We start from the raw sequence: 20206 nt of genomic DNA, 5'->3' as shown, positions 1-20206 counted from the left end.
TCAAAGTTTGGTCAAGGACAGGCCGGCCCAGGTGGCGAGCAGCCCGCCGAATACGCTGATGGCCAGGTACCCGAAGGCGACCAGGGCCTGCCCGCTTTCCAGCAGGCGCAGCGTATCCAGTGAAAAGGATGAAAAGGTCGTCAGACCGCCTACAAAACCGACAATCAAGCCGGCGCGAATTTCAATCGGCACTTCCGGGCGCAACAGGAACCAGCCGTACAACAGCCCGATAATCAAACAGCCCACCAGGTTGACTGCCAGGGTCGCCGCATAAAAATGCTTCGGCCACTGGGCGCTGACCCAGGTGCTGGTGGCGAAACGCAATAATGTACCAGCGATGCCGGCTGCGGACACGGCAAGAATCGTCTTGAGCACTACTTTCTCCGCTGACGGGGGCTGAGACGGTCGAGTTGGGCCAGATGGTTGAGCTTTTCGCCGATCTTCAGCTCCAGCCCACGGGGCACTGGCTGGTAGAGCGGCAACGGTTCCAGCGCATCGGGGAAGTAGTCTTCGCCGGCTGCATAGGCATCCGGTTCGTCATGAGCGTAGCGATATTCGTCACCGTAACCCAGCTGCTTCATCAGTTTGGTCGGCGCGTTGCGCAAGTGCATCGGCACTTCCAGCGAACCATGTTCAGCCGCCGCTCGCAGCGCCGACTTGAAGCCCATGTACACCGCGTTGCTTTTCGGTGCGCAGGCCAGGTAGGTGATGGCCTGGGCCACCGCCAACTCGCCTTCCGGGCTGCCGAGGCGCTCCTGCACCTCCCAGGCCGCCAGGCACAGGCTCAGGGCTCGTGGGTCGGCATTGCCGATGTCTTCGCTGGCCATGCGCACCACGCGACGGGCCAGGTACAACGGATCGCAACCGCCGTCGATCATCCGTGCGAACCAGTACAGCGCACCGTCCGGGTTGGAGCCGCGCACGGACTTGTGCAGCGCGGAAATCTGGTCGTAGAAAGCTTCACCGCCCTTGTCGAAGCGCCGGCGCGTATCACCCAGCAGGCTTTGCAGCAGATCGACGCCAATTTCACCGCCGTCTTCAGCCAGGTCCGAAGCGTTTTCCAGCAGGTTGAGAAAACGCCTGCCATCGCCATCTGCGGCGGTGAGCAGGATCTTGAAGCCTTCTTCACTGACGCTCAGATGGCGCTTGCCCAGGCCCTTGTCTTCATTCAAGGCCCGCTGCAGCAGCTTTTGCATCGCCGCCTCGTCCAGGCTTTTGAGCACGTAGACACGCGCTCGCGACAACAAGGCGTTGTTGAGTTCAAACGAAGGGTTTTCAGTGGTGGCGCCGATAAAGATCAAGGTGCCGTCTTCAACATACGGCAGGAACGCATCCTGCTGCGACTTGTTGAAGCGATGCACTTCGTCGACAAACAGGATGGTGCGCTTGCCGTACTGGCCGGCCTGCTGCTTGGCGACTTCCACCGCCTGGCGGATTTCCTTGACCCCGGCAAGCACCGCCGAGACCGTTTCAAAGTGGGCATCCGAGACTTTCGCCAGCAGCCGCGCCAGGGTGGTCTTGCCCACGCCCGGCGGGCCCCAGAAAATCATCGAGTGCAGCGCGCCCTGCTCCAGCGCTTCGCGCAAAGGCTTGCCGCGAGCGAGCAGGTGTTCCTGACCGACGTACTCATCCAGGTTGGTCGAACGCAAGCGTGCGGCCAGGGGCTGGGCAATCGGGTCACTTCGAAACAGATCCATGGGCAGCGCTTGAAACCTCTCGGCAGGTTATTCCTGGATCACGTCGGCACCCTTGGGGATGGCGAACTTGAACTTGGACGCGGGCACCGGCTGGTTGGCCTTGACCCCGGAAAACAGGATATCGGTGCGCTGGCCAACGCTGTCGACCAGGCGCATGTTATTGATCACACCGTTGCCGAACGACAGGGACAGCGTGTCAAACAGCGTGTCCTTGGATTTTGGCTTGAGGGTGAACTCGATCACGTTGCTGGTCTGTTTGGAAGTGATGTCGAAGCTGTCGTTGATTTTCGACACGTCACCCGACAGCAGCAGTGCGGGTGTCTGGTTCAGGCGTGGATCGAGCTTCTTGATGGTCGCCTGTTCCAGGTCCGGGTCCCACAGGGTGACCTTCTGGCCATCGGAAACGATGGTCTGCTCAGCCTTGCCTTCGGTATGCCAGTAGAACAACCCAGGGCGCTGCACAGCCATCTCACCGGCGGTTTCCTGCAACTGGGTGCCACCGGCATCCAGGGTCAGTTGGGAGAAGCGCGCGGTCAGGGTCTGGGATTTGTCCAACAGATTCTTCAGGCTGGCGACGGAAGCCGGGTCAGCGTGAGCCGAAACAGCGGTCAGGGCCAGTGCCGGCAACAAAAGCATGCGGATAAAGCGCATGGGAGTCCTCATTGAGTAGTCAGGGCGGTGCCGCGTGTTACCACGCGGCACCGGGGTCAGTCGCGCATCTGCCCGGGGGCGATGATTTCACGCGAGCCGTTGGTGTTCATTGCAGTGACGACGCCGGCGTGTTCCATGGCTTCGATCATGCGGGCTGCGCGGTTGTAGCCGATTTTCAACTTGCGTTGCACTGCGGAGATAGAGGCGCGACGGCTTTCCAGCACGAAGGCCACGGCCTCATCGTACAGCGCGTCGGTTTCGGCATCATCGTCGCCACCGCCGCTGCCACCGTCAAAACCGCTGCCGGCCTCTTCGACGCCTGCGAGGATGTCGTCGTTGTATTCCGGGGCGCCGCGCAGTTTCCAGGCTTCGACCACGCGGTGTACTTCGTCATCGGACACAAAGGCACCGTGAACGCGAATCGGCAGGCTGGTGCCCGGCGGCATGTAGAGCATGTCACCGTGGCCCAGCAGTTGCTCGGCGCCACCCTGGTCGATGATGGTCCGTGAGTCGATCTTGCTCGATACCTGGAACGCCATGCGTGTCGGGATGTTGGCCTTGATCAGGCCGGTGATCACATCCACCGACGGGCGCTGAGTCGCGAGGATCAAGTGAATCCCGGCGGCACGTGCCTTCTGGGCAATACGCGCGATCAGTTCTTCGACCTTCTTGCCGACGATCATCATCATGTCGGCGAATTCGTCGACCACCACCACGATGGTCGGCAGCTTGGTCAGCAGCGGGGCCTCGTCATGAATGTTTTCGCGTTTGTACAGCGGGTCGGTCAGCGGTTCGCCGGCGTCCTGGGCTTCCTTGACCTTGGCGTTGAAGCCCGACAGGTTACGTACGCCCATCTTGGCCATCAGCTTGTAGCGGCGCTCCATCTCGGCAACGCTCCAACGCAGGGCGTTGGCGGCGTCCTTCATGTCGGTAACCACCGGGCACAACAGGTGCGGAATGCCTTCGTAGATCGACAGTTCCAACATCTTCGGGTCGATCATGATCAGCTTGGCGTCATCCGGCCCGGACTTGAACAGGATCGACAGGATCATTGCGTTGACACCCACCGACTTACCGGAACCGGTGGTACCGGCTACCAGCAGGTGAGGCATTTTCGCCAGGTCGGTGATCACCGGCTTGCCGCCGATGTCATGGCCGAGGGCCAGGGTGACCGGCGATTTGAAATTGTCGTACTCGGGGGTCGACAGCACTTCGGAGAAACGCACGATCTGGCGGTCTTCGTTGGGAATCTCGATACCCACGGTGGTCTTGCCCGGGATCACTTCCACCACGCGCACGCTGGTCACGGCCAGGGAACGGGCCAAGTCTTTGGCCAGGTTGGAAATACGGCTGACTTTTACACCGGCGGCCGGCTGGATTTCGTAACGGGTAATCACCGGGCCGGGATGGATCGAATCCACCGACACTTCGACGCCGAACTCCTTGAGCTTGATTTCCAGCAGATGGCCAACGGCTGCCAGGGACTCGGGGGAATAATTGAGCTGTTTCTTTTCAGCAGGGTCAAGAATCGAGATCGGCGGCAAGGTGCCTTCGACGGCGCTGTCGATAAACAGCGGGGCCTGTTTCTCTTTCTGTACGCGATGGCTGGGTTCCGGCGCCTTGGGCGGTGCCGGAGCGATCACTGGCGGCACCTGCTTCTCGCGGTCCGACATGTGCTTGCTCAGGGCTTGCTCACGCTCGATCAAGCGCTCCTTGACCTTGGCCTGCTCGCGCCGATCCGGCGTGCTCGGGGCCACCACCTCGTTGACACGAGTGTCCACCTCGCGAAGCTGCGCAACCATCTGCTTGCGCTCCACACGGGCAGCCCACCAGCGGTTGGCGGCGCCTTGGAACAATTCGAACAGATCAAGGGTGATCTTGCCGGTCACGTCCATCACCTTGAACCATGACAGGTCGGTAAAGACCGTGAGGCCGAACAGGAACAGCGCGATGAACATCAAGGTGCTGCCCTGGATATTCAGCGTGCGGCGCGCCAGGTCACCGAGGCTTTCGCCCAGCGCCCCGCCCGCACCCGCCGGCAGACCGGTGGGCGCATGGAAGTGAATATGCGCCAGCGCCGCGCCGGACAGCACCAGGAACACCAGGCCGATCAGGCGCCAGGAAAACAGCCAGCCGCTCCACTGCCACGGCTCGTGACGCTGGCGGAAGATCTGCCAGGTCTTGATCGCCAGCAGCAGCGGGAAAATGTACGCGAAATAACCCAGGATCATGAACAGGATATCGGCGCTGTAGGACCCTACCGGCCCACCGAAATTCTGCACATCGTCGATCTTGCTGTTATGGCTCCAGCCCGGATCGTCCTTGCCATAGGTGAGCAAGGCCATCATCAGGAACAGGCACAGGGCACCGATGGCAATCAGTGCGCCTTCCTTGAGTCGGTAATGCAGGTGCTGGCGCCAGGCCGGTACGACTGCTGCTTTAGGTGCTGCGGCGGATTTCTTCAAAACGGGTCTTTTCCTGCGCCTTTAGCGCGTCCATCTGTTGAATGACTACACATGACTGCCCTATCCCGAGCAGCTGAAAAATGAACGTATGTTGCTGAATCTACTTTTAACACCAGGTCACGGATAGGTGAAATGGCGATAACGCCACAATGGGCGCATTGTACGGGTTTGCGTGCGCGATGCCACACACTTGCCCTCCACCTGGCAGCCTTGGCAATCGAAGTGTCAAAGCCTGTTCAATTTGAGCATGCATTGCCTTTGCTGACAAAGGCTTATGAGCTGTATCTGGCAATCCAGGCAAACTTGGCAAATGGCTGGCATGTGCCAGCCCCGATTACGACCGCGCCTTATGCGCAGAGTTGCAGAAACACCCGCTCATGCTAATCCGGCCTCACCGCTTAATCGGGCTGGCCCCTTGGCGCCGGGTCGACAATAATCAACGCTTGTGCGGCAGACGCCTTGCCTGCCACTCCCCTCCCCTTCCATAAGCCTGGATGCCATGCTGACCTGGTTACAACGCGACAACCTGACTTTCCCGCCCCTGGCCAAGGCCATGCGCGAACCCAATGGCCTGCTCGCCGCCGGTGGAGACCTGTCGGCCGAACGCCTGATCCAGGCCTATCGCCATGGCTGCTTTCCGTGGTTCTCCGAAGGCCAGCCCATCCTCTGGTGGTCACCCGACCCACGCACGGTGATCTTCCCCGACGAACTGCATGTGTCCCGCAGCCTCGGCAAACTGCTGCGCCAACAGCGTTATACCGTGACGTTCGACCAGGATTTCGCCGCCGTCATCCAGGCCTGCGCTGCACCGCGCGCCTACGCGGACGGCACCTGGATCACCGAAGGCATCCAGAACGCCTACCTGGCGCTGCACAAGCGCGGCTACGCCCACTCCGTGGAAGTGTGGGACCAGGGCGAACTGGTAGGTGGCCTGTATGGCCTGGCGATGGGCCAGCTGTTTTTTGGCGAATCCATGTTCAGCCGCGCCGACAACGCCTCGAAATTCGGTTTCGCCACATTGACCCGTCAATTGCAGGCGTGGGGCTTCGTGCTGATCGACTGCCAGATGCCCAATGACCACCTGCACAGCCTGGGCGCCCGCGCCATACCGCGCAGCGACTTCGCTGACTTGCTGCGCAAGCATTTGGACCAACCCAGCTCTGGACCGTGGGTTTCGTAGGCGACTTTCGCCTACCTGGCTTACACTTATTCCAAAGCTTATCCCGAGGGTTGATCATGACCGAGCTGGCGCGCTTGAAGTTCTATGCCACTCAAGCCCACTCTTGCAGCTATCTGCCCGACGAGCAGGCCACCACGCTGTTCCTCGATCCCAGCCAGCCGATGGACGTGCACGTGTACGCCGACCTCTCGGAGATGGGGTTTCGGCGCAGCGGCGATCATCTGTACCGACCTCACTGCCAGAATTGCAACGCGTGTGTGCCCGCGCGCATCCCTGCCGCGCAATTTTTGCCCGATCGCAATCAGAAACGCATTCTCAAACGCAACGCCGACCTGACGGTAAACGCGGTCAAGCCGCAGTACAGCGAAGAGTATTTCGACCTTTATCAGCGCTACATCGAGCAACGTCATGCCGATGGCGACATGTTCCCGCCCAGCCGTGATCAGTTTTCCACCTTCCTGGTACGTGACCTGCCGTTCTCGCGCTTCTACGAGTTCCGCCTCGATGGACGGCTGCTGGCCGTGGCGGTGACCGACCTGCTGCCCAACGGCCTGTCGGCGGTGTACACCTTCTATGAACCCGAAGAGGAACGCCGCAGCCTCGGGCGCTTTGCGATCCTCTGGCAAATAGGTGAAGCGCTGCGCCTGGAACTGGAAGCGGTGTACCTCGGATACTGGATCAAGAACTGCAAAAAGATGAACTACAAGACCCAATATCGGCCCATTGAGCTGCTGATTAATCAAAGATGGGTCACACTTAACTAGAACCCCTTGGCTTGAACCCTCTTTTTCGGGCACAATGCACGCCGCTTTTGCCTGGCGCAGTTGCACCGGGCCATTCACTGGATACCGAGGGCTTTACTGCATGTCGAAAGAAGACAGCTTCGAAATGGAAGGCACTGTCGTCGACACCCTGCCCAACACCATGTTTCGTGTGGAGTTGGAAAATGGGCACGTCGTAACCGCGCATATCTCCGGCAAGATGCGCAAGAACTACATTCGTATTCTTACCGGTGACAAAGTGCGCGTCGAGCTGACGCCCTATGACTTGAGCAAAGGGCGCATCACTTACCGCGCTCGCTAAGCAAGTCAATACAAAACGCCCGGTTATGCCGGGCGTTTTTGTGTGGGTGGCATACACATAAATTGTGGGAGGGGGCTTGCCCCCGATAGCAGTGTGTCAGGCAACTAATTTGTTGCTGAACCACCGCTATCGGGGGCAAGCCCCCTCCCACATTGGATCTCGATTGTTCTGAGAATTGCATTTCAAGTCAGCAAAAAGGCGCCTTTCGGCGCCTTTTTGTGTTGCTGCACAGCGATCAGGCCATTTCTGCCGTGGTCTCGAACTCGAAGGTCAGCTCGCCGTCCTTCAGGTCGATATGCACCACGCCGCCATGGTCGGAGAGTTCGCCGAACAGGATCTCTTCGGCCAGCGGCCGCTTGATCTTGTCCTGGATCAGACGCGCCATTGGGCGAGCGCCCATTGCCGCATCGTAGCCGCCCTCTGCGATCCAACTGCGAGCCGCTTCCGTCACATCCAGCTGCACGCGCTTGTCTTCCAACTGCGCCTGAAGCTCGGTGAGGAACTTGTCCACCACGCTCTTGATAACCTCATGGCTGAGGCGACCAAATTGGATAATGGTGTCCAAACGGTTGCGGAACTCCGGCGTGAAGCTCTTCTTGATCACTTCCATTGCATCGGAAGAGTGATCCTGATGCGTGAAGCCGATAGACGCTCGCGCAGCAGTTTCAGCACCGGCGTTGGTGGTCATGATCACGATCACATTACGGAAGTCCGCCTTGCGCCCGTTGTTATCGGTCAGCGTCCCGTGATCCATGACCTGCAACAGCAGGTTGAAGACTTCCGGGTGAGCCTTTTCGATTTCATCGAGCAGCAGTACGCAATGCGGCTGCTTGGTGATCGCCTCGGTCAACAAGCCGCCCTGATCGAAACCGACATAGCCCGGCGGCGCACCGATCAGGCGCGACACGGTGTGACGCTCCATGTACTCGGACATGTCGAAACGGACCAGCTCGATACCCATGGCCTTGGCCAACTGCCGCGCCGCCTCGGTCTTGCCGACGCCGGTAGGCCCTGCGAACAGGAACGAACCGACCGGCTTGTCCGGCGACTTGAGGCCCGCACGGGACAACTTGATCGCAGTGGACAGCGAGTCGATCGCCGCATCCTGACCGAACACAGTGAGCTTGAGATCGCGCTCCAGGTTACGCAGCAGCTCCTTGTCGGAACTGGTGACGTGCTTTGGCGGAATCCGCGCGATCTTCGCCACGATGTCCTCGACCTGAGGCACATCGATACGCTTCACACGCTTCTCGACCGGCTGCAGGCGCTGGTAGGCGCCCGCCTCGTCGATCACGTCGATGGCCTTGTCCGGCATGTGCCGGTCATTGATGTAGCGCGACGCCAGCTCGGCCGCCGCACGCAGGGCCTCATCGGTGTACTCGATGCCGTGGTGCGCTTCAAAACGCCCCTTGAGCCCACGCAGGATGCCAATGGTGTCTTCAACCGAAGGCTCGGACACGTCGACTTTCTGGAAGCGTCGCGCCAGGGCACGGTCTTTTTCGAAAATGCCGCGAAACTCCTGGAAGGTGGTGGAGCCGATGCAGCGGATATCACCCGAAGACAGCAATGGCTTGAGCAGGTTGGAGGCGTCCATCACCCCACCGGAGGCCGCACCGGCACCAATGATGGTGTGGATCTCGTCGATGAACAGGATCGCCTGCGGGCGTTTTTTCAGCTCGCCGAGCAGCGCCTTGAAGCGCTTCTCGAAATCGCCACGGTACTTGGTCCCGGCGAGCAATGCGCCCAGGTCAAGGGAGTAGACAACGCTGTTGGCCAGCAGGTCCGGCACCTGGTTGTCGACAATGCGCTTGGCCAGGCCTTCGGCAATCGCGGTTTTACCCACGCCCGCCTCACCCACCAACAACGGGTTGTTCTTGCGACGCCGCGCGAGAATCTGCGCTACACGCTCGACCTCGCTCTCACGCCCGACCAGCGGATCGATCCGCCCCTGTCGCGCCATCTCATTGAGATTGCTGGCATAGGCATCCAGCGGGTTGCTTGAAGAAGAAGACTCACCGCCCTCGTCGTCCTGCATATCCTGCTCGCCCTCGGAATGATCGCCGTGCCCGGGCACCTTGGAGATACCGTGGGCGATGTAATTGACGACATCAATACGGGCAACGCTCTGCTGCTTGAGCAGAAACACGGCCTGGCTTTCCTGTTCGCTGAAAATTGCCACCAGCACGTTTGCGCCTGTGACCTCACGCTTACCGGAGCTCTGTACGTGGAAGACAGCACGCTGCAATACCCGCTGGAAGCCCAGGGTTGGCTGGGTCTCGCGGTCCTCGTCATGCACGGGGATCAGTGGCGTGGTGGAGTCGATAAACTCCTGCAGATCATGCTTGAGTTTGTCGAGGTTGGCGCCGCACGCACGCAGAACGGTGGCGGCAGCTTCATTATCCAAAAGTGCCAGCAAAAGGTGCTCGACGGTCATGAACTCATGACGCTTCGAACGAGCCTCCTTGAAGGCAAGATTGAGGGTGACTTCGAGCTCGCGGTTTAACATAGCTTCACCTCATACCCAAGTGGTCGGCGTTAACCGTCCTTCTCGATTTCACAGAGTAGCGGATGCTGGCTTTCCCTGGCGTACTGGTTGACCTGCATGGCCTTTGTCTCGGCGATGTCGCGGGTAAACACTCCACATACTGCCCGTCCTTCTGTGTGAACGGCCAGCATTACCTTGGTCGCCAACTCGCGGTTCAGGTTAAAAAACACCTCGAGCACTTCGACGACGAAATCCATCGGTGTGTAGTCATCATTGAACAAAACCACCTTGTACATCGGCGGTGCCTGTAAAGCAGGCTTGGCCTCCTGAACAGCAATGCCTGCAGAACCGTCGTCGTCATGTTCCTGATCCGGGCGATCCTGATTGAATGTTAGTCGAATCTGGCTATTTGCATGCATGGAAAGAAAGGTTCGTCAGTGGTTCAATTACAGTGGTGGGGGCGAGCTGTCAGAATTTCAACTCTGACCGACTGGTCGCCTTGACTATCGGCAAATCGGTGTTACAACCAATAGAGCCCACAGTGGGTAAAAAAGGTCCGCGCAGTCAACCTTATTTATTCGGGTTAGGACGGATAAACTGGATGATACTCCAGTGATGGAGTCTGGTGCAGAGGGATATGGGAATGGCTAGTGGTAAGGTCAAGTGGTTCAACAATGCCAAGGGGTACGGCTTCATCAATGAAGACGGCAAGACTGAAGACCTTTTTGCGCATTATTCGGCGATTCAAGTGGAAGGCTACAAAACGGTGAAAGCGAATCAGCCTGTCACCTTTGATATCGTTCAAGGCCCAAAGGGTATGCAGGCCACGAATATCGTTCTCGTTGATACGCCTGCCACTACGAACGTCGAAAAGAAAAGCAGAAACACCGACTTACATTCAAAAAAGCAACACGCCTGATCAATTATTGAACAAAGTATTGAAAGCAAACCGGCCACCCCGAATCATCAGGGCGGCCGGTTTTCTCTGCCTGCTTACATATGTTTGATCAGCGCATCACCAAAGCCCGACGACGACACCAACGTAGCGCCATCCATCAGGCGCTCAAAGTCATAGGTCACGGTCTTGGCAGAAATCGCACCATTGGTGCCCTTGATGATCAAGTCAGCCGCCTCGACCCAGCCCATATGACGCAGCATCATTTCCGCCGACAGAATCAATGAACCCGGGTTGACCTGGTCCTTGCCCGCATACTTGGGCGCAGTACCGTGAGTGGCTTCGAACATCGCCACGGTGTCCGACAGGTTGGCTCCCGGCGCGATACCAATACCACCAACCTCCGCCGCCAAGGCATCGGACAAGTAGTCGCCATTGAGGTTGAGCGTGGCAATCACGTCATACTCAGCCGGACGCAGCAGGATCTGCTGGAGCATGGCATCGGCAATCGCATCCTTGACCACCACATTCTTGCCGGTCTTGGGGTTCTTGAACTGCATCCACGGGCCGCCGTCGAGCAGCGTCGCGCCGAATTCTTCAGCCGCCACTTCGTAGGCCCACTCCTTGAAGGCGCCTTCGGTGAACTTCATGATGTTGCCTTTGTGCACGATGGTCAGCGAGTCGCGGTCGTTATCGACTACATACTGCAGGGCCTTGCGCGCCAGGCGCTTGGTACCCTCTTTCGACACCGGCTTGACGCCAATCCCGCAATCCTGGTCGAAACGGATCTTGGTAACGCCCATTTCCTCCTTGAGGAACTTGATCACCTTGATCGCCTCAGGCGAACCGGCTTTCCACTCGATACCCGCGTAAATATCCTCGGAGTTCTCACGGAAGATGGTCATGTCCACATCGCCTGGCTTCTTGACCGGGCTGGGCACGCCTTCAAACCAGCGCACCGGGCGCAGACACACATACAGGTCGAGCTGCTGACGCAGAGCCACGTTCAGCGAGCGAATACCACCACCGACCGGCGTGGTCAGCGGGCCCTTGATGGACACCACGTAATCCTTGACCGCGTCCAGGGTTTCCTGGGGCAACCAGGTGTCCTGGTCGTAGACCTGGGTCGCCTTTTCGCCGGCATACACCTCCATCCACGAGATTTTGCGCTTGCCGCCGTAAGCCTTTTCAACAGCTGCGTCGACTACCTTGATCATCACCGGGCTGATGTCGACGCCAATACCGTCACCTTCGATATAGGGGATGATCGGTTGGTCAGGAACATTGAGAGAATGGTCTGCATTGACGGTGATTTTGTCGCCGACTGCCGGAACCTGAATCTTCTTGTATCCCATGCTGAACTCCATCTATGGATTGAACATCTGGCTGCGTTCGAGCCTACTCCAGATAAATGGCGACCGAAACCTCGCGCCATGCTCATTTGCATCGAAAACAGCATAAATTGTCGCCTACAAGCCTGAAAGCAAAGGGAAAAGTGCCAATCTTGAGCACATCATTCAACTTTCGGCGCAACCCCGCCCCTGCGACCTTTAGACCAATGGACGACACACCTTTTGTATGAAGGCTCTGCGTAAGCATAGCGACCTATGTATAATGCCGCCGCTGACCAAAGAGTCACGACGGTTGACCGCTCTAGACAGTAGCCTTCAGCCAGAAAGCAGGACTATTACAATAGTCCAAACGCTTGACGCTCGACTGATGCAACCCAACATCACCGCGAAGAAACCTCGACATTTCGCTCATGGATGACTTTGAACGAACGCGCTCCACCCGGCGCATCTCGAGTTTCTGCGCACGCTTTCAGCAAAGAAGAGAGTTAATCCGAATATGCCCACCCGCTCGAAGATCATCTACACCTTCACCGACGAAGCTCCAGCCCTCGCCACCTATTCACTGTTGCCTATCGTAGAAGCCTTCACGGCTTCCGCTGATATTGCCGTTGAAACCCGCGACATCTCCCTCGCAGGGCGCATCCTCGCAAGCTTCCCCGAGCAACTGGGCACCAAGGCTATCCCGGACCACCTCGCCGAACTGGGCGACCTGGCCGTAACCCCTGAAGCCAACATCATCAAGCTGCCTAACATCAGTGCCTCGACCCCGCAGCTGCAAGCCGCGATCAAGGAACTGCAGGCCCAGGGCTACGCCCTGCCGGACTACCCGGAAACCGTAACCACCGACGCGGAAAAAGAAACCCGTGCACGTTACGACAAGGTCAAGGGCAGCGCCGTGAACCCGGTACTGCGCGAAGGCAACTCCGACCGCCGCGCGCCGCTGTCGGTCAAGAACTACGCACGCAAGCACCCGCACAAGATGGGCGCCTGGGCTGCCGACTCCAAGTCGCACATTGCCCACATGAGCAATGGTGACTTCTACGGCAGCGAAAAAGCCGTACAGATCGAAGCCGCCGATGCTGTCAAAATTGCGCTGGTTGCTCAGGACGGCACCACCACCGTCCTGAAAGAAAAGACCAGCGTCCAGGCCGGCGAGATCATCGACACCGCCGTGCTGAGCAAGAAAGCGCTGCGCAGCTTCATCGCCGCTGAAATCGAAGACGCCAAGAAGCAAGGCGTTCTGCTGTCGGTTCACCTCAAAGCCACCATGATGAAGGTCTCCGACCCGATCATGTTCGGCCAGATCGTTGCCGAGTTCTATAAAGATGCCCTGGCCAAGCACGCTACCGTGCTTGAGCAGATCGGCTTCAACCTGAACAACGGCATCGGCGACCTGTATGCCCGCATCAAGGCCCTGCCGGCCGACCAGCAAGCGCAGATCGAAGCCGACATCCAGGCCGTCTACGCCGCTCGTCCTGCCCTGGCGATGGTCAACTCCGACAAAGGCATCACCAACCTGCACGTGCCGAGCGACGTGATCGTCGACGCCTCGATGCCGGCCATGATCCGTGACTCCGGCAAGATGTGGGGCACCGACGGCCAGTTGCACGACACCAAGGCTGTGATCCCGGATCGCTGCTACGCCACCATCTACCAGGCGGTCATCGAAGACTGCAAGGCCAATGGCGCCTTCGACCCGACCACCATGGGCAGCGTGCCAAACGTTGGCCTGATGGCCAAGAAAGCCGAAGAGTACGGCTCCCACGACAAGACCTTCCAGATCAAGGCTGACGGCGTTGTTCGCGTCACCGACAGTCAGGGCAACCTGCTGATGGAACAGAAAGTCGAGGCCGGCGACATCTTCCGCATGTGCCAGACCAAAGACGCGCCGATCCAGGACTGGGTCAAGCTCGCCGTCAACCGTGCCCGCGCCAGCAACACCCCGGCCATTTTCTGGCTGGACCCCAAGCGCGCTCACGATGGCGTAGTGGTCGAGAAAGTTCAGGCGTACCTGAAAGACCACAACACCGAAGGCCTGGACATCCGCATCATGGCCCCGGTCGATGCGATGAAGTTCACCCTGGAGCGCACCCGCAAGGGCCTGGACACCATTTCGGTGACCGGCAACGTGCTGCGCGACTACCTGACCGACCTGTTCCCGATCATGGAACTGGGCACCAGCGCCAAGATGCTGTCGATCGTGCCGCTGATGAACGGCGGCGGCCTGTTCGAAACCGGCGCTGGCGGTTCGGCTCCCAAGCACGTTCAGCAGCTGCTGGAAGAAAACTTCCTGCGTTGGGACTCCCTGGGCGAGTTCCTGGCCCTGGCCGCTTCCCTTGAGCACCTGGGTGTGACCTACAACAACCCCAAAGCCTTGGTACTGTCCAAGACCCTGGACCAGGCTACCGGCCAGTTCCTGGACAACAACAAGTCGCCATCGCGCAAAGTCGGCAACATCGACAACCGCGGCAGCCACTTCTACCTGGCGCTGTACTGGGCCCAAGCCCTGGCCGCCCAGACCGAAGACGCTGCACTGCAAGCGCAGTTCGGCGAACTGGCAAAAACCCTGGCTGAGAACGAAGCAACCATCGTTGCCGAGCTCAACGCGGTACAGGGCAAGCCCGTGGACATCTGCGGCTACTACGCGCCGAACCCCGAGCTGACCAGCAAGGCCATGCGCCCAAGCAACACCCTCAATGCGGCGATTGCCAAGTTGAAGTAAGGTTGTAAGGATGCAAAGAAGCCCCGGCCCAGTGCCGGGGTTTCTGTTTGTAGGGACTTCATTGAAGAAACCCAATCAAATGTGGGAGCTGGCTTGCCTGCGATTACAGTCTGTCAGTTCATACAGGTGCAGCTGACCCACCGCCATCACAGGCAAGCCAGCTCCCACATTGACCGAGTCACCTTCCCGATACCGAGGTTTGCAATGACCTGGCTCCCCCACATCACCGTCGCCACCATCGTCGAAGACAACGGCCGCTTCCTGATGGTTGAAGAACTCAAGGGCGGCCGCGCCGTACTCAATCAGCCCGCCGGCCACCTGGACCCGAACGAAACCCTCACCGAGGCCGCGGTGCGTGAAACCCTCGAAGAAACCGGCTGGGATGTCGAGCCCACTGGCATCGTCGGCATTTACCTGTACACCGCACCGAGCAATGGCGTGACCTATCAGCGCGTATGCTTTATCGCCAAGGCGCTGAAACATCACCCGGACTATCAACTCGACGAAGGCATCCTGCGCGCCCGCTGGCTGACCCGTGACGAGCTGATGACCGTGCGCGATGACTGGCGCAGCGAGCTGATCATCCGCTGTATCGATGATTATCTGGCCGGCCACCGGCACAGTCTCGAATTGATCCGCCCTTCTCTTTAGCCTTAGCGGCTCGGGCCTGATAGAATCGCGTCCTTTTTCAAGACACCCGTTGAAACCCTATGCGTGATCCAGCCCCTTCTGACACACAAAAGAAGCGCGTCATCGTCGGTATGTCCGGCGGCGTGGATTCTTCCGTTTCCGCCGTTCTGCTCATGGAGCAGGGTTATGAGGTGGAAGGCCTGTTCATGAAGAACTGGGAAGAAGACGATGGAACCGAATACTGCACCGCCATGGACGACCTGGCGGACGCCCAGGCCGTGTGCGACAGGATCGGCATCAAGCTGCACACTGCCAACTTCGCCGCCGAGTACTGGGACAACGTGTTCGAGCACTTCCTGGCCGAATACAAGGCCGGCCGCACGCCGAACCCGGACATCCTGTGCAACCGCGAAATCAAGTTCAAGGCGTTCCTCGATTACGCCATGATGCTTGGCGCCGACCTGATTGCCACGGGCCACTACGTGCGCCGTCGCGATATCGATGGCCGCACCGAATTGCTCAAGGGCCTGGACCCGAACAAGGACCAGAGCTACTTCCTGCACGCCGTCGGCGGTGAACAGATTGCCAAGACCCTGTTCCCGGTCGGCGAACTGGAAAAGCCCGAAGTGCGCAAGATCGCCGAGAAACACGGCCTGGCCACCGCCAAGAAGAAAGACTCCACCGGGATCTGCTTTATCGGCGAGCGCCGCTTCAGCGATTTCCTCAAGCAGTACCTGCCGGCGCAGCCGGGCGAGATCAAGACCACTGACGGCGAAGTGATCGGCCGTCACCATGGCCTGATGTACCACACCATTGGCCAGCGCCAGGGCCTGGGCATCGGCGGCCTGAAAGACGCAGGTGAAGAGCCTTGGTACGTGCTGGTCAAGGATCTGGAAAACAACGTGCTTGTGGTCGGCCAGGGCAACGAACATCCGCTGCTGTTCTCCGGCGCCCTGCTCGCTTCCGAGATCTACTGGGTCAACCCGATCGACCTGAGCGCGCCACGCCGCCTGACCGCCAAAGTGCGCTATCGCCAGAGCGACCAGCCGTGCACCCTGGAAAAAACCGCCACAGGTTACCGCGCGACCTTCGACGACCCGCAACGTGCGGTCACCCCAGGCCAATCCGTGGTGTTCTACGACGGCGAAATCTGCCTGGGCGGCGGCGTGATTGAAGTTGCGCAAGCCTGGAGCCATCCGGCATGAGCCCGACCCAGGAGCAATTGACGGCGCTGGGCGGGGTCTTCCTCGCGGCAGTCCTGGTGGACAAGATCGCCAAGACCGGCCAGGTGACCGAGGCCGGCCTGACGTGCATGCTCGGCAGCCTGCTGGTGGTTGATCCGAAGGATACCCTGGACGTGTACGGCGGCGACGACCTGAGCCTGCGCGAAGGTTATCGCGCCCTGATCGGCGCCCTCGAACGCGACCCAAGCACCCTGCAGCGCGAGCCGTTGCGCTACGCCCTGTCGATGCTCGGCCTGGAACGGCAGCTAGCCAAGCGCGACGACCTGCTGGAAACCATCGGCAAGCGCCTGCCGCAAATCCAGTCCCAGGTTGAGCACTTCGGCCCGGCCCACGAGAACGTAATCGCGGCCTGCGGGGCGCTTTACCAGGACACCTTGAGCACCTTGCGCCAGCGCATCCAGGTGCACGGCGACATGCGCAACCTGCAGCAACCCAATAACGCCTCGAAGATCCGCGCGCTGCTCCTGGCCGGCATTCGTTCGGCGCGGTTGTGGCGGCAGTTGGGCGGACATCGCTGGCAACTGGTGATCAGCCGACGCAAATTGCTTAAAGAGCTTTACCCGTTGATGCGCAACGAATAAGTCGCATCAGCAGGCCATTTTCAAGCCGTTACGCGTAATACGCCGGTCAGTTGGCAACGGACCGGCGGATTTTTTCATGTATGATACGCGCCCCATTTCGTTGCCCGACTGTCCGAGAACACCCCATGCAGCTCTCTTCGCTCACTGCGGTTTCCCCTGTTGACGGCCGCTACGCCGGCAAAACCCAGGCCCTGCGCCCTATTTTCAGCGAATACGGTTTGATCCGTGCGCGTGTACTGGTTGAAGTGCGCTGGCTCCAGCGCCTGGCCGCTCACCCTGCCATCGGCGAAGTGCCGGCGTTTTCCGCCGAGGCCAACGCTGTATTGAACACCCTGGCGGAAAACTTCTCCCTGGAGCACGCCGAGCGTGTGAAAGAGATCGAGCGCACCACCAACCACGACGTCAAAGCCATCGAGTACCTGCTCAAAGAGCAAGCGGCCAAGCTGCCGGAACTGGCCCAGGTCAGCGAATTCATCCACTTTGCCTGCACCAGCGAGGACATCAACAACCTGTCCCACGCCCTGATGCTGCGCGAAGGCCGTGATGACGTGATGCTGCCGCTGATGCGCCAGACCGCCAACGCCATCCGTGAACTGGCGATCCGTTTCGCTGATGTGCCGATGCTCTCGCGCACCCACGGCCAGCCGGCTTCGCCGACCACCCTGGGCAAAGAGCTGGCCAACGTGGTGTACCGCCTGGAGCGCCAGATCGCTCAAGTGGCCGCCGTGCCATTGCTGGGCAAGATCAACGGCGCCGTGGGCAACTACAACGCCCACCTGTCGGCCTACCCCGAGATCGACTGGGAAGCCAACGCCCGCGCCTTCATCGAAGACGAACTGGGCCTGGGCTTCAACCCTTACACCACGCAGATCGAACCCCACGACTACATTGCCGAGCTGTTCGACGCGATTGCGCGCTTCAACACCATCCTGATCGACTTCGATCGCGATATCTGGGGCTACATCTCCCTGGGCTACTTCAAGCAGCGCACCATTGCCGGTGAAATCGGCTCGTCGACCATGCCGCACAAGGTCAACCCGATCGACTTCGAGAACTCCGAAGGCAACCTCGGCATCGCCAACGCGCTGTTCCAGCACCTGGCCAGCAAGTTGCCGATCTCTCGCTGGCAGCGCGACCTGACCGACTCCACCGTACTGCGCAACCTCGGTGTAGGCTTTGCCCACAGCGTGATCGCGTACGAAGCCAGCCTCAAAGGCATCAGCAAGCTTGAGCTCAACGAGCAGAAAATCGCCGCTGACCTGGATGCATGCTGGGAAGTCCTGGCCGAGCCGATCCAGACCGTGATGCGTCGCTACAACATCGAAAACCCGTACGAAAAACTCAAAGAACTGACACGCGGCAAGGGGATCACCTCTGAAGCGCTGCAGACTTTCATCGACGGCCTGGACATGCCAGCTGCCGCCAAGGCCGAGCTGAAACTGCTGACCCCGGCCAACTACATCGGTAACGCTGTAGAGCAAGCCAAGCGCATCTGATTACCGCAAGACCCTTGAGACGCCCGGCCGCGCCGGGCGTTTTTATTCCAGTCTTAAAAGTGCTTTTTTTCAATAGGTTACACATGAATCCTGATATCCCTCTTCAACTTCTGGGCGGCATCACGGCACGGGAATTCCTGCGCGACTACTGGCAGAAGAAACCCCTGCTGATCCGTCAGGCCATCCCTGACTTCGAAAGCCCGATCGACGCCGACGAACTGGCAGGCCTGGCCCTGGAAGAAGAAGTCGAATCGCGCCTGGTGATCGAACACGGCGAGCGCCCGTGGGAACTGCGTCGCGGCCCATTCGCCGAAGATGCCTTCAGCGCCCTGCCAGAGCGTGAGTGGACCCTGCTGGTGCAGGCGGTCGACCAGTTCGTGCCGGAAGTCGCCGAACTGCTGGAGCACTTCCGTTTCCTGCCAAGCTGGCGTATCGACGATGTGATGATCAGCTTCGCCGCGCCCGGCGGCAGCGTCGGTCCGCACTTCGATAACTACGATGTGTTCCTGCTGCAAGCCCAGGGCAAGCGCAACTGGAAGATCGGCCAGATGTGCAGCTCCGAAAGCCCGCTGCTGCAACACGCTGACCTGCGCATCCTCGCCGAATTCGAAGAAAGCGCCGAATGGGTGCTGGAGCCAGGCGACATGCTCTACCTGCCACCGCGCCTGGCGCACTTCGGCATTGCCGAAGACGATTGCATGACCTACTCGGTGGGTTTCCGCGCCCCGAGCGCCGCCGAAGTGCTGACCCACTTCACCGACTTCCTCAGCCAGTACCTGACTGACGAAGAGCGCTACACCGACGCCGACGCCCAGCCGGTCAGCGACCCACACCAGATTCAGGTCGACGCTCTGGATCGCCTCAAGGGTCTGCTGGCTGAGCACATGAGCGACGAGCGCATGTTGCTGACCTGGTTCGGCCAGTTCATGACCGAGCCGCGCTACCCGGAACTGGTCGCTGGTGAAGAGCTGGGCGAAGAAGACTTCATCAACAGCCTGCAAGATGGCGCGATTCTGGTACGCAACCCAAGCGCGCGCCTGGCCTGGTCTGAAGTCGACGACGATGTATTGCTGTTTGCCAGTGGCCAGAGCCGTTACCTGCCCGGCAAGCTGCGTGAACTGCTGAAGCTGGTGTGCTCGGCCGACGCACTGCACAGCGAAAACCTCAGCGTATGGCTGGCCGACGAAGACGGCCGCGACCTGCTGTGCGAACTGGTCAAGCAAGGCAGCCTGGGGTTCGCGGATGAATAAGATTCACGTAAGTGTCGCGGACTGGCGAAAGGATATCGACGAGATTCGGCGCATTCGTGAAGCGGTATTTATCGCCGAGCAATCGGTTCCAGCCGAGCTCGAGTGGGATGCGGACGACGCTGGCGCCATGCATTTCCTCGCATTCGAAGGCGACTTTCCGATTGGCACCGCACGCCTGCTGCCCAGCGGCGAGATTGGTCGCGTGTCGGTGCTCAAGGACTGGCGCGGGCTGAAGGTGGGCGACAAGCTGATGGAAGCGGTGATTGGAGTGGCTGAAAAGCGCGGCCAGACCCGGCAGTTCCTCAGTGCGCAGGTGTATGCGGCGCCGTTTTATGAGCGGTTGGGTTTCAAGATCGTCAGCGATGAGTTTCTTGAAGTCGGGATTCCGCATGTGGATATGGTGCGCGGGGGCTGACTCAAGACCGAGTCGCCTATATCGGGAGCAAGCCCCCTCCCACATTTGACTGAGTCCATC

The 20206-nt window shown here is 59.6% G+C and carries 18 protein-coding genes; 11 read left to right on the top strand and 7 right to left on the bottom strand.

The window, feature by feature from the left end; translation table 11 throughout:
- Genes crcB through E4P00_RS19745 form a run of 4 tightly spaced genes read right to left on the bottom strand, consistent with a single transcriptional unit; the run spans window position 1 to window position 4813 of the window.
- On the bottom strand, window positions 1-375 hold the full coding sequence (gene crcB / locus E4P00_RS19760; RefSeq protein WP_103734503.1) for a fluoride efflux transporter CrcB: 375 nt from the start codon (window positions 373-375) through the stop codon (window positions 1-3).
- Complete coding sequence (locus E4P00_RS19755; RefSeq protein WP_032880626.1) at window positions 375-1697, bottom strand: replication-associated recombination protein A; 1323 nt, start codon at window positions 1695-1697, stop codon at window positions 375-377. The genes crcB and E4P00_RS19755 overlap by 1 nt, the downstream gene beginning before the upstream one ends.
- Before the next feature lie 27 nt (window positions 1698-1724).
- Entirely contained in the window at window positions 1725-2348 is a 624-nt protein-coding gene (gene lolA / locus E4P00_RS19750; RefSeq protein ID WP_223018501.1) for an outer membrane lipoprotein chaperone LolA, read from the bottom strand.
- Between the two features lie 56 nt (window positions 2349-2404).
- Window positions 2405-4813, bottom strand: coding sequence for a DNA translocase FtsK (locus E4P00_RS19745; RefSeq protein ID WP_005789085.1), 2409 nt, complete (start codon window positions 4811-4813; stop codon window positions 2405-2407).
- A gap of 499 nt (window positions 4814-5312) precedes the next feature.
- On the opposite strand from E4P00_RS19745, the gene aat reads away from it, so the two are divergent.
- The 3 genes from aat (at window position 5313) to infA (ending at window position 7076) form a co-directional block, all read left to right on the top strand.
- Window positions 5313-5993 (top strand): leucyl/phenylalanyl-tRNA--protein transferase, encoded by a 681-nt coding sequence (aat, locus tag E4P00_RS19740; RefSeq protein WP_005789086.1) that lies wholly within the window; start codon window positions 5313-5315, stop codon window positions 5991-5993.
- 56 nt (window positions 5994-6049) lie between these two features.
- The gene (locus E4P00_RS19735) at window positions 6050-6757 is read left to right on the top strand and encodes an arginyltransferase (protein WP_005789087.1); all 708 of its coding nucleotides are present in this window, start codon (window positions 6050-6052) and stop codon (window positions 6755-6757) included.
- 100 nt (window positions 6758-6857) lie between these two features.
- Window positions 6858-7076 carry a translation initiation factor IF-1 gene (infA, locus tag E4P00_RS19730; RefSeq protein WP_002553999.1) on the top strand — a complete coding sequence of 73 codons (219 nt, stop codon included), beginning with the start codon at window positions 6858-6860 and terminating at the stop codon, window positions 7074-7076.
- Between the two features lie 235 nt (window positions 7077-7311).
- Here the strand turns inward: infA and clpA are convergent, their stop codons facing one another.
- The gene (gene clpA / locus E4P00_RS19725; protein WP_032880624.1) at window positions 7312-9582 is read right to left on the bottom strand and encodes an ATP-dependent Clp protease ATP-binding subunit ClpA; all 2271 of its coding nucleotides are present in this window, start codon (window positions 9580-9582) and stop codon (window positions 7312-7314) included.
- A gap of 29 nt (window positions 9583-9611) precedes the next feature.
- On the bottom strand, window positions 9612-9980 hold the full coding sequence (clpS, locus tag E4P00_RS19720; RefSeq protein ID WP_005789091.1) for an ATP-dependent Clp protease adapter ClpS: 369 nt from the start codon (window positions 9978-9980) through the stop codon (window positions 9612-9614).
- A 218-nt stretch (window positions 9981-10198) separates the two neighbouring features.
- Between clpS and E4P00_RS19715 the strand changes: the two genes are divergently transcribed.
- Entirely contained in the window at window positions 10199-10480 is a 282-nt protein-coding gene (locus E4P00_RS19715; RefSeq protein ID WP_050549411.1) for a cold shock domain-containing protein, read from the top strand.
- Between the two features lie 74 nt (window positions 10481-10554).
- On the opposite strand, the gene icd is transcribed toward E4P00_RS19715, so the two are convergent.
- A complete protein-coding gene (icd, locus tag E4P00_RS19710) occupies window positions 10555-11811 on the bottom strand; it encodes an NADP-dependent isocitrate dehydrogenase (protein WP_005789095.1) in 1257 nt (418 codons plus the stop codon).
- A 493-nt stretch (window positions 11812-12304) separates the two neighbouring features.
- On the opposite strand from icd, the gene E4P00_RS19705 reads away from it, so the two are divergent.
- The 7 genes from E4P00_RS19705 (at window position 12305) to E4P00_RS19675 (ending at window position 20146) form a co-directional block, all read left to right on the top strand.
- Entirely contained in the window at window positions 12305-14530 is a 2226-nt protein-coding gene (locus E4P00_RS19705) for an NADP-dependent isocitrate dehydrogenase (RefSeq protein WP_248132608.1), read from the top strand.
- Between the two features lie 204 nt (window positions 14531-14734).
- Window positions 14735-15181: an NUDIX hydrolase gene (locus E4P00_RS19700; RefSeq protein ID WP_032880622.1), complete on the top strand. Its 447-nt coding sequence runs from the start codon at window positions 14735-14737 to the stop codon at window positions 15179-15181.
- 59 nt (window positions 15182-15240) lie between these two features.
- Complete coding sequence (mnmA, locus tag E4P00_RS19695) at window positions 15241-16365, top strand: tRNA 2-thiouridine(34) synthase MnmA (RefSeq protein WP_078821665.1); 1125 nt, start codon at window positions 15241-15243, stop codon at window positions 16363-16365.
- On the top strand, window positions 16362-16985 hold the full coding sequence (gene hflD / locus E4P00_RS19690; protein ID WP_005789104.1) for a high frequency lysogenization protein HflD: 624 nt from the start codon (window positions 16362-16364) through the stop codon (window positions 16983-16985). Before mnmA ends, hflD begins: the two co-directional genes overlap by 4 nt.
- A gap of 125 nt (window positions 16986-17110) precedes the next feature.
- Window positions 17111-18481, top strand: a complete 1371-nt coding sequence (gene purB / locus E4P00_RS19685; RefSeq protein ID WP_005789106.1) for an adenylosuccinate lyase — start codon at window positions 17111-17113, stop codon at window positions 18479-18481.
- Between the two features lie 83 nt (window positions 18482-18564).
- Window positions 18565-19731 carry a cupin domain-containing protein gene (locus E4P00_RS19680; RefSeq protein ID WP_005789108.1) on the top strand — a complete coding sequence of 389 codons (1167 nt, stop codon included), beginning with the start codon at window positions 18565-18567 and terminating at the stop codon, window positions 19729-19731.
- Window positions 19724-20146 carry a GNAT family N-acetyltransferase gene (locus tag E4P00_RS19675; protein WP_032880619.1) on the top strand — a complete coding sequence of 141 codons (423 nt, stop codon included), beginning with the start codon at window positions 19724-19726 and terminating at the stop codon, window positions 20144-20146. The genes E4P00_RS19680 and E4P00_RS19675 overlap by 8 nt, the downstream gene beginning before the upstream one ends.
- The last annotated feature ends 60 nt before the right edge of the window (window positions 20147-20206 follow it).

Origin of the sequence: Pseudomonas sp. B329 (assembly GCF_023127835.1) — a bacterium.
Lineage (GTDB): Bacteria > Pseudomonadota > Gammaproteobacteria > Pseudomonadales > Pseudomonadaceae > Aquipseudomonas > Aquipseudomonas synxantha_A.
The sequence above is the reverse complement of the archived record's forward strand: the minus strand, read 5'-3'. Positions and strand labels throughout refer to the sequence as shown.

What these genes read in the sequence shown, in the direction of transcription:
- E4P00_RS19735 (WP_005789087.1), top strand. Translation starts at nt 6,050, where the DNA reads ATGACCGAGCTGGCGCGCTTGAAGTTCTATGCCACTCAAGCCCACTCT.
- E4P00_RS19680 (WP_005789108.1), top strand. Translation starts at nt 18,565, where the DNA reads ATGAATCCTGATATCCCTCTTCAACTTCTGGGCGGCATCACGGCACGG.
- E4P00_RS19700 (WP_032880622.1), top strand. Translation starts at nt 14,735, where the DNA reads ATGACCTGGCTCCCCCACATCACCGTCGCCACCATCGTCGAAGACAAC.
- purB (WP_005789106.1), top strand. Translation starts at nt 17,111, where the DNA reads ATGCAGCTCTCTTCGCTCACTGCGGTTTCCCCTGTTGACGGCCGCTAC.
- aat (WP_005789086.1), top strand. Translation starts at nt 5,313, where the DNA reads ATGCTGACCTGGTTACAACGCGACAACCTGACTTTCCCGCCCCTGGCC.
- lolA (WP_223018501.1), bottom strand. Translation starts at nt 2,348, where the DNA reads ATGCGCTTTATCCGCATGCTTTTGTTGCCGGCACTGGCCCTGACCGCT.
- infA (WP_002553999.1), top strand. Translation starts at nt 6,858, where the DNA reads ATGTCGAAAGAAGACAGCTTCGAAATGGAAGGCACTGTCGTCGACACC.
- E4P00_RS19755 (WP_032880626.1), bottom strand. Translation starts at nt 1,697, where the DNA reads ATGGATCTGTTTCGAAGTGACCCGATTGCCCAGCCCCTGGCCGCACGC.
- clpS (WP_005789091.1), bottom strand. Translation starts at nt 9,980, where the DNA reads ATGCATGCAAATAGCCAGATTCGACTAACATTCAATCAGGATCGCCCG.
- E4P00_RS19705 (WP_248132608.1), top strand. Translation starts at nt 12,305, where the DNA reads ATGCCCACCCGCTCGAAGATCATCTACACCTTCACCGACGAAGCTCCA.
- E4P00_RS19715 (WP_050549411.1), top strand. Translation starts at nt 10,199, where the DNA reads ATGGGAATGGCTAGTGGTAAGGTCAAGTGGTTCAACAATGCCAAGGGG.
- clpA (WP_032880624.1), bottom strand. Translation starts at nt 9,582, where the DNA reads ATGTTAAACCGCGAGCTCGAAGTCACCCTCAATCTTGCCTTCAAGGAG.
- icd (WP_005789095.1), bottom strand. Translation starts at nt 11,811, where the DNA reads ATGGGATACAAGAAGATTCAGGTTCCGGCAGTCGGCGACAAAATCACC.
- E4P00_RS19675 (WP_032880619.1), top strand. Translation starts at nt 19,724, where the DNA reads ATGAATAAGATTCACGTAAGTGTCGCGGACTGGCGAAAGGATATCGAC.
- mnmA (WP_078821665.1), top strand. Translation starts at nt 15,241, where the DNA reads ATGCGTGATCCAGCCCCTTCTGACACACAAAAGAAGCGCGTCATCGTC.
- hflD (WP_005789104.1), top strand. Translation starts at nt 16,362, where the DNA reads ATGAGCCCGACCCAGGAGCAATTGACGGCGCTGGGCGGGGTCTTCCTC.